The organism is Lysinibacillus sp. fls2-241-R2A-57 (genome assembly GCF_030209535.1).
Taxonomy (GTDB): domain Bacteria; phylum Bacillota; class Bacilli; order Bacillales_A; family Planococcaceae; genus Lysinibacillus.
Map to the genome: position 1 here is coordinate 24,221 of NZ_JARVRU010000096.1, position 6,932 is coordinate 31,152.

8 protein-coding genes are annotated in these 6,932 nt (G+C 39.2%); 2 read left to right on the forward strand and 6 right to left on the reverse strand.

The genetic code is table 11. The annotated features are described in order from the left end of the window. Nucleotides 1-35 precede the first annotated feature (35 nt). From QRN68_RS16220 to QRN68_RS16235, 4 genes are all read right to left on the reverse strand, one after another. Entirely contained in the window at nucleotides 36-413 is a 378-nt protein-coding gene (locus QRN68_RS16220; protein WP_285397940.1) for a transcriptional regulator, read from the reverse strand. Nucleotides 414-667: 254 nt separating this feature from the next. Then, nucleotides 668-1,435, reverse strand: a complete 768-nt coding sequence (locus QRN68_RS16225) for an enoyl-CoA hydratase/isomerase family protein (RefSeq protein ID WP_285397941.1) — start codon at nucleotides 1,433-1,435, stop codon at nucleotides 668-670. A 162-nt stretch (nucleotides 1,436-1,597) separates the two neighbouring features. Beyond that, on the reverse strand, nucleotides 1,598-1,771 hold the full coding sequence (gene rpmF, locus QRN68_RS16230) for a 50S ribosomal protein L32 (protein WP_010858320.1): 174 nt from the start codon (nucleotides 1,769-1,771) through the stop codon (nucleotides 1,598-1,600). Between the two features lie 24 nt (nucleotides 1,772-1,795). Further along, nucleotides 1,796-2,329, reverse strand: a complete 534-nt coding sequence (locus QRN68_RS16235) for a YceD family protein (protein ID WP_285397942.1) — start codon at nucleotides 2,327-2,329, stop codon at nucleotides 1,796-1,798. Nucleotides 2,330-2,526: 197 nt separating this feature from the next. Here QRN68_RS16235 and QRN68_RS16240 point away from each other — a divergent pair, with 197 nt between their 5' ends. Further along, complete coding sequence (locus tag QRN68_RS16240; protein WP_285397943.1) at nucleotides 2,527-3,738, forward strand: nucleotidyltransferase; 1,212 nt, start codon at nucleotides 2,527-2,529, stop codon at nucleotides 3,736-3,738. 346 nt (nucleotides 3,739-4,084) lie between these two features. Here the strand turns inward: QRN68_RS16240 and QRN68_RS16245 are convergent, their stop codons facing one another. Further along, on the reverse strand, nucleotides 4,085-4,222 hold the full coding sequence (locus QRN68_RS16245; RefSeq protein WP_285397945.1) for a hypothetical protein: 138 nt from the start codon (nucleotides 4,220-4,222) through the stop codon (nucleotides 4,085-4,087). Between the two features lie 321 nt (nucleotides 4,223-4,543). Then, nucleotides 4,544-5,590 (reverse strand): SepM family pheromone-processing serine protease, encoded by a 1,047-nt coding sequence (locus QRN68_RS16250; protein WP_285397946.1) that lies wholly within the window; start codon nucleotides 5,588-5,590, stop codon nucleotides 4,544-4,546. A gap of 41 nt (nucleotides 5,591-5,631) precedes the next feature. Between QRN68_RS16250 and QRN68_RS16255 the strand changes: the two genes are divergently transcribed. Then, nucleotides 5,632-6,609 (forward strand): hypothetical protein, encoded by a 978-nt coding sequence (locus QRN68_RS16255; protein WP_285397947.1) that lies wholly within the window; start codon nucleotides 5,632-5,634, stop codon nucleotides 6,607-6,609. Nucleotides 6,610-6,932 lie beyond the last annotated feature (323 nt).

A 6,932-nucleotide genomic window follows, 5' to 3' on the forward strand; every position in this document is an offset into this window, starting at 1 on the left:
CTACAGCACTTTTAACTTACGACTACTCTCTCATTTTAATCTTTCATTAAAGAATACCCTTGTTGCAACCATTTCACTAGTTTATCATGCTCATTTTGTAATTCACGGTGCCTTATTTCAAGAGTTTGATAAGCCTCTGTTAATTCATCAAAACTTGTCAATGCCAATTTCAAATGGCTTCGCATAGATTGTTGCGGTTGATTTCGTACAGCTAGTAGCGACTGACTATATTGACCACGTAACGTTTTATTCCAACGGAAACCACATGCTTGTTTTGTACGACCTAATTCAACAGCAGCTAATTCAAAAGCTTCTAGCTGTGTTTTGCCATTTTGCACATTATGCAACACAATTTCTGCTAATCTTTCATCGTCTTCCTTTGTCCACTGATCTTTTCTTTTTTTCAATTCCATAATCTATCACCCTCGCATTTTTTACTACTATATGCATGAGCGAGCAAAATAGAATCATCGAAATCAATTTCGCCATGGCGTAATTGCGTCCGGATTTTGAATTGCGCCCGCACAATTCATTCTTTTCAACATCCGCGACATCCGCCAGAGGTTTTAACTTCTTTCAGTCTGTAACCGCCGTTGCAAAAACATTTGCTGAAAGAAGTTAAAAAAAGACAGCGATTATGTTTTGCTATAATCACTGCCGTTACACATTATTTATTGTTCTTCTTTGTTAGGAAATTAGCAACTGCCTCGTGGTGAGCTTCACTTTCCCACAATTTTGCACATGTACGAACTTCCTCCATAACACGTTCATACATATTACGTTCACGCCACTTACGAAGCTCGATTTCTTTATAAGCCTTATGAACAGAAGGGTGAATTTTACGCATATGCTCGATAAAATCATTCAACGCCTCTTCTTTCGAACCTTCAAAAACACGCATAGCCCAACCAATCTCATATAGTAACTCTGCTGGATAAGGTTTTGCATCGACTAGCATCTTCATCGCACGATCATGACGTAACCCTCGTTCGAATAAGTATGTACCGCCTCCCCAGCCACTCGTAATTGCTAATGTTCCCTGGATAAAACCGCACTTCGCATGACTTGCCACTAGTCGAAAATCACAAGCTGTCGCAATCTCACAACCTCCACCAACCGCTGCTCCATTTATTAATGCAATCGTTGGCACAGGCAATGTTGCAAGTTCGTATAATATTTTGCCCATCTTACTCAACATCCCAAACGCCGCATCCTCAGTTTCAAGCGAATGGAATTCAGACAAATCTCCCCCTGAGCAAAATGATTTATCCCCCGCACCTGTCACAACCAAAAAACGCACATCATCATGGTTTCGAATATATGTAATTACTTCTTGAAGACCATCCATAACCTCATCATTGACCGCATTTCTCTTTTCTTCTCGATTAATCGTAAATGTCATAATACCTTCTTTGTTTTCAATTATATAAGCCATACTATTTCCCCCTTTGTCACATTGGATAGATTGTATCATACAATTATTATAGCACTATATATCTTTTCGTAATTAGCGAAAAATTCCGTCTTTTCGAACTAAAAAAAGACTAGTAAAGAGCCATGGTCTCTCTACTAGCCTTTTAAGTGAGCAAACACTGTATTATTTGCTTACTACTTCTTTACCTTTGTATTGTCCACAAGCTTTGCAAACACGGTGTGATAATTTAGCTTCACCACAGTTAGGGCAAGCTACCATACCAGGTACAGATAGTTTGAAATGCGTACGACGCTTTCTTTTTGCAGTTTTAGAAGTTCTTCTAAATGGTACAGCCATTGATGGCACCTCCTTACAGATCGTCTATTCGTCTGTTTGATCAAAATACTTAGCTAATGAAGCTAGTCTTGGATCCACTTTTTGTTCGTCAGCTTTTTTGTGTAGTTCAACGTCTTCATCTGTTGCGTAAGACCAGTTTTTACCACCATGCATTTGTCCTTCAGTATTCTCTTTGAACACTTGCATAGGTACCTCAAGAAGAACAAGCTCCTCAAGTACTGGCTTCATGTCGATGACTTCACCATCAATATAGTGAATGTCTCCGTCATCTTCCCCTCGTTTTTCTTCGTCAATCCAGCTGAAAACTTCAACTGTCTCAACTTCGATTGGAAACTCAACATCTTCCCACGTGCGTGCACATGGTAGTGTTAACGTCACCGTCACAGCTAGCTGACATGTCATTTGCGATGCACCGAAAGTACATAGCCCTTTTACATGAACGGGCGAAATTGCTCGAATATCCTGGTTTCGCTCCATCACCTCGTCCAACTGGACATAGGCATCGATTGGCATCCCGTTTTGGCGGTATTTAGATAATTGATGAATTGACCATTTCATTCGTTTAATCACCTCGAGACAACACTGTTGATTATATAATGTGTAAAAATAGATGTCAAGATAATTTCTTGTCACCACAATAAAACCCACCTATAATTATATACTATGAAAAGCATATTTGCTCCAAACCGTTCTAAATATGTAACAGACTCCACTAAGAACGAGAAGCAAATATATTGATAAAGGGGGCTTAAATAATGCAAGCAGTCGGAATAGTTGTTGAATACAATCCTTTTCATAATGGACATGCCTATCATTTGGAACAGGCAAAAAAAGTAGCACAAGCGGATATAGCCATCGCTATCATGAGCGGGGATTTTTTGCAGCGCGGTGAACCAGCCATGGTCGATAAATGGACACGTACAAAAATGGCCCTAGCAGGTGGTGTTGATATTGTCATCGAGCTACCCTATGTCTACAGTACCGCACCTGCAACTGATTTCGCAAAAGGTGCAATTTCCTTACTTTCTGCAATTGGTTGCGATTCTTTTGCCTTCGGAAGCGAAGACGGTTCCATACAACCCTTTATGAATACGTTTCAGCTCATTAATAATCATCGCACTGAATATGACGCTCTTATTAAAGAAAGCCTTCAAACGGGCGCAAGCTATCCTAAAAGTCTACATTATGCCTATCAACAGCTTTCTCAAAAGTTTCCTGCAACATACATTGATTTGGCACAACCAAACAATATACTTGGTTTTCATTATATTGAGGCTGCCATGGCGCTAGGTGGGAAGATTCAACCTTTAACGATCCCTCGCATTGCTGCAGGTTACCATGACGCTTTACAAGAAGGTGCATCCATCGCTAGTGCGACAGGAATACGCAAGGCTCTAGCAACAACCAGTGCACTACAAAGTGTACAAGATGTTCTCCCTAAAGCATCATTTGATTATTTATCTGATTGGTATGGAAAATACGGTAAATTTGCAAGTTGGGAAACTTTTTGGCCTTTCTTACAGTTTACACTTATTCGGCACACACCTAATGAGCTTACTCGCTATGCTGAAGTAACAGAAGGAATTGAGAATGCTCTTATTAAAGCAGCGAAAACAAGTCATTCATTCAGCAGCTTTATGGAGAAAATAAAATCGAAACGCTATACTTGGACACGACTTCAGCGTATGCTCACACACATTTATACCGGATTTACAAAGGAACAGTTGCAAAGCTTTGATGCCCCATCCAATATTCGTTTACTCGGCATGAGTACACAGGGGCAAGCCTATTTAGGAATGCATAAAAAAGACATCCCTTTACCTTTAATCAGTCGTGTTGCCGCTATGGATGATGCTATGCTTGCTGTAGATATTCATGCAGCAGAGGTATACAATTTAAGTATAGAACACGGAACAAAGGAGCAAAGTCTTCCGAAAGATTATCAAACACCACCGATTCGTTTTTAAGTGATAAAAATCATACTAAAAGGATGCCAGAAATTCTTCTAGCATCCTTTTAGTGTGTTGAAAAACTTGTATGTCAGTGAAATTAAAGGCAGCACATTATGGCTCTTTGGCAAAACGAGGAGTTGATTTCTGTTCTAGGCTACTCACTTTCCCGCGGGCGAGCGTTAAGCAGCTTCATTAACACTCCGCTTTGACACGAAAAACATTTGCTCCCTGCAGGGTCTCACCTATCTCGCTTTTACCGCAGGAAGCTTTACTCTGCGACGAAAGCGAAGCGACAGGAGCACTCGAGTAGCCCTCCACTCCAATCAATGATAGCGTAGAACTTTTATAAATTTTATGCATTTTAAAAACGAACGCTGTAACTACTTACCATAATCGAATAGATTAGATTTATAACAGTGACGTGGTTGTACATCTGCTGTTGCTGTCGCTTCGCTTTCGCACAAAAAACACCTGTTGCTGTCGCTTCGCTTTCGCACAAAAAACACCTGTTACTGCCGCTTTGTTTCGAATATAAAACATTTGTTGCCAAAGTTTCTTTTTATCAGTGACCAGAAGGTACATGCTAAGTAAAGTGATTGATTGGAGTGGAGGCTGGGCGACTCCTTGGGGATCAGCGTCACAGATGAGACCCTGGAGCGAGCATCGCGAGTGAAGCGGCTCATCGGACGCCCCCAGGAAGCTTTGCTCTGTGCGAAAGCGTAGCGTCAGCAATTGTTTTATCTGTGCGAAAGCGTAGCGACAGCAACAACAAAGCGCCCAGCCGGAACGGAAATCAATTCCTCATTATGATGATAAATCTTTATTTCTGCGGTAATTGTTTTAAATATTCGATTGCATCATCAACTGTTTTAACTGGAACTATTTTCATTTTTGTACCAATTTCCTTAGCAGTCTTTACTGCTGTAGCATAGTTAGATTCTAGCTCGGGATATTTAGCTTTCATTTCTGGAGAAATTTCATCATCTGGCGCAAAAAAGATTTCCATACCATCTCGATCCGCGGCAATAACTTTATAGTCGATTCCACCAATTCTTCCAACAGTACCATCAACCAGCATTTCCCCTGTACCTGCAACAGCATAGCCTTTTGTTAAATCCTCTTCGAGAAGCTGATCTAAAATTTCTAATGTAAACATTAGTCCAGCAGATGGACCTCCAATATCCTCAGTCTTCATAGACACCTTAGGATTTGTTTCAATAGATTTACTTTCAGCATACGTAATACCTAAACCAGCTCTTTTCTCTTCTGATTTCGGGATTTCCTTTAATGTAATCGTTACTTCTTGTTCTTTTTTATTCCGTTTAAATTTAATTGTCACTTTGTCCCCAAGTTGCTTAGGCTTCAAAAGATCTACAAGCATTTGTTGGTTTTTAATTTTTTGCCCATCAACTTCAATAATTTCATCACCAGCTTTTAATAGATTTTCTGAAGCACCACCTTCTAAGACATTTAATACAAAAACACCGTTGAAGATAATTTTTGTTTGAATACCTGCCTTTTGAAAAGCTACATACTTTGCATTAAATTGTGAATCAGTCATTAATTTAAGCTGTCGAACATTATATTCTTCTTCATCCTCCATTGGATTTCGAACTTGACTAATATCCATTATTTTTTGATGTTTTTGTGTTTTCGCCCATAAATACGAAAAAGGCGTTGCTTGCTGCATAGCTACCGTCATTAAACTCATAGACCCTTTATTTTCTGTGTGGTCATTTTCAACGGTAACAAATTTACTGACATCATAAGCACTTCCAGGCTTCATAATATAAGCGTCTAGTCGGTATAGTGCAAAAAAACAAATCACGACTAATAACACTGCATAAATACTAATTTTTTTCTTCATTTAGAAAAAACCTCCTAGGACGCTCGCAAAACCATACGTTCATGTTTTTGCCTTTTTTACATATATTGATTTTAGCATTTGCCTTTGTGAATGACAAAAAGTTGAAACGAGATGATAACATGTATGCGACAATTCAAATAGCGATTTGCATAGTTCTTATTCTATTACTCTTGTTATTCCCACAAACAGCTCACAATGGTACCGATTTAGGTTTAAACCTTTTTATGGATGCGCTATTCCCATATTTATTGCCTTATCTTATTTTAACGCAATGGCTTCTCCGTTTAACGGCTCCTATGCGAACGAAAACAAAAAGAGCTTCATTATACGTACAAGCATACATTATTAGCGCACTCGGGGGGTATCCGTCTGGAGCAACAACAATCGTTTACTTAAAAAACAGTGGACAACTACATCCAAAAGAAGCAAATTTTTTATTAGCCGTATGTCATGCACCAAGTCCACTCTTCGTATTGGGATTTGTAAGCCTCGATTTATTACACAGTAATACGTTTGGATGGTTGTTTTTATGTTTACTACATAGTTTTAATATTTGTTGTTTAATAACTGGTTACTTCTTATTTCGTAAAATCGATCTTCCTAGCATCTCCATACACAATACACCTTTGTATACATCACCATTCTCTGAAAGCTTAAAAGAAACAGCACCAACAATACTATTAGTTGGAACGACAATAATTTTTTTCACTACCATCCAAACGATTGTTCAGCAGGGCTTAGATTCACTGATACCGAAATTTCCATATATAGCTGAGCTTTCTGTCGCTGCAATTCTTGAAGTTACAAATGGTCTTAAAATGACCGTTTCGGCTTTTCCCAATCTTTCATATTTACCATTACTAGTTGTTATGTTGTTAACAATGCAAAGTATAAGCATACACTTACAAATTTTTGTTATTGCGAAATCAGCCAAACTTTCCGTTCGACCATATATAAAATTTCGCCTACTTAGCATAATCATTGTGCCCACTATTTATGCTCTTTTTTTCTTAAAATAAATAAGCTCATCATCATAACGTGTGATTGATTTCCATTCCGATTAGAGGCTTTCTCGGGGTCGTCTGATGAGCCACTTGAGGACAAAAGAACATTGGTCCGAAGGCATTATCATAGGACGTGATGTTTTGCCTTCGTTCCTCTACTTACAGGCCAACAAAACGAAAGAAGTGGCTCGACGCTCACCGCATGAAGCCTCGCTCTACGCGTAAGCGAAAGCGTAGCGGCAGCAACAAATGTTTTATCTGTGCGAAAGCGAAGCGACAGCGGCAAATGTTTTATCTGTGCGAAAGCGAAGCGACAGCGGCAAATGTTTTATCTGTGC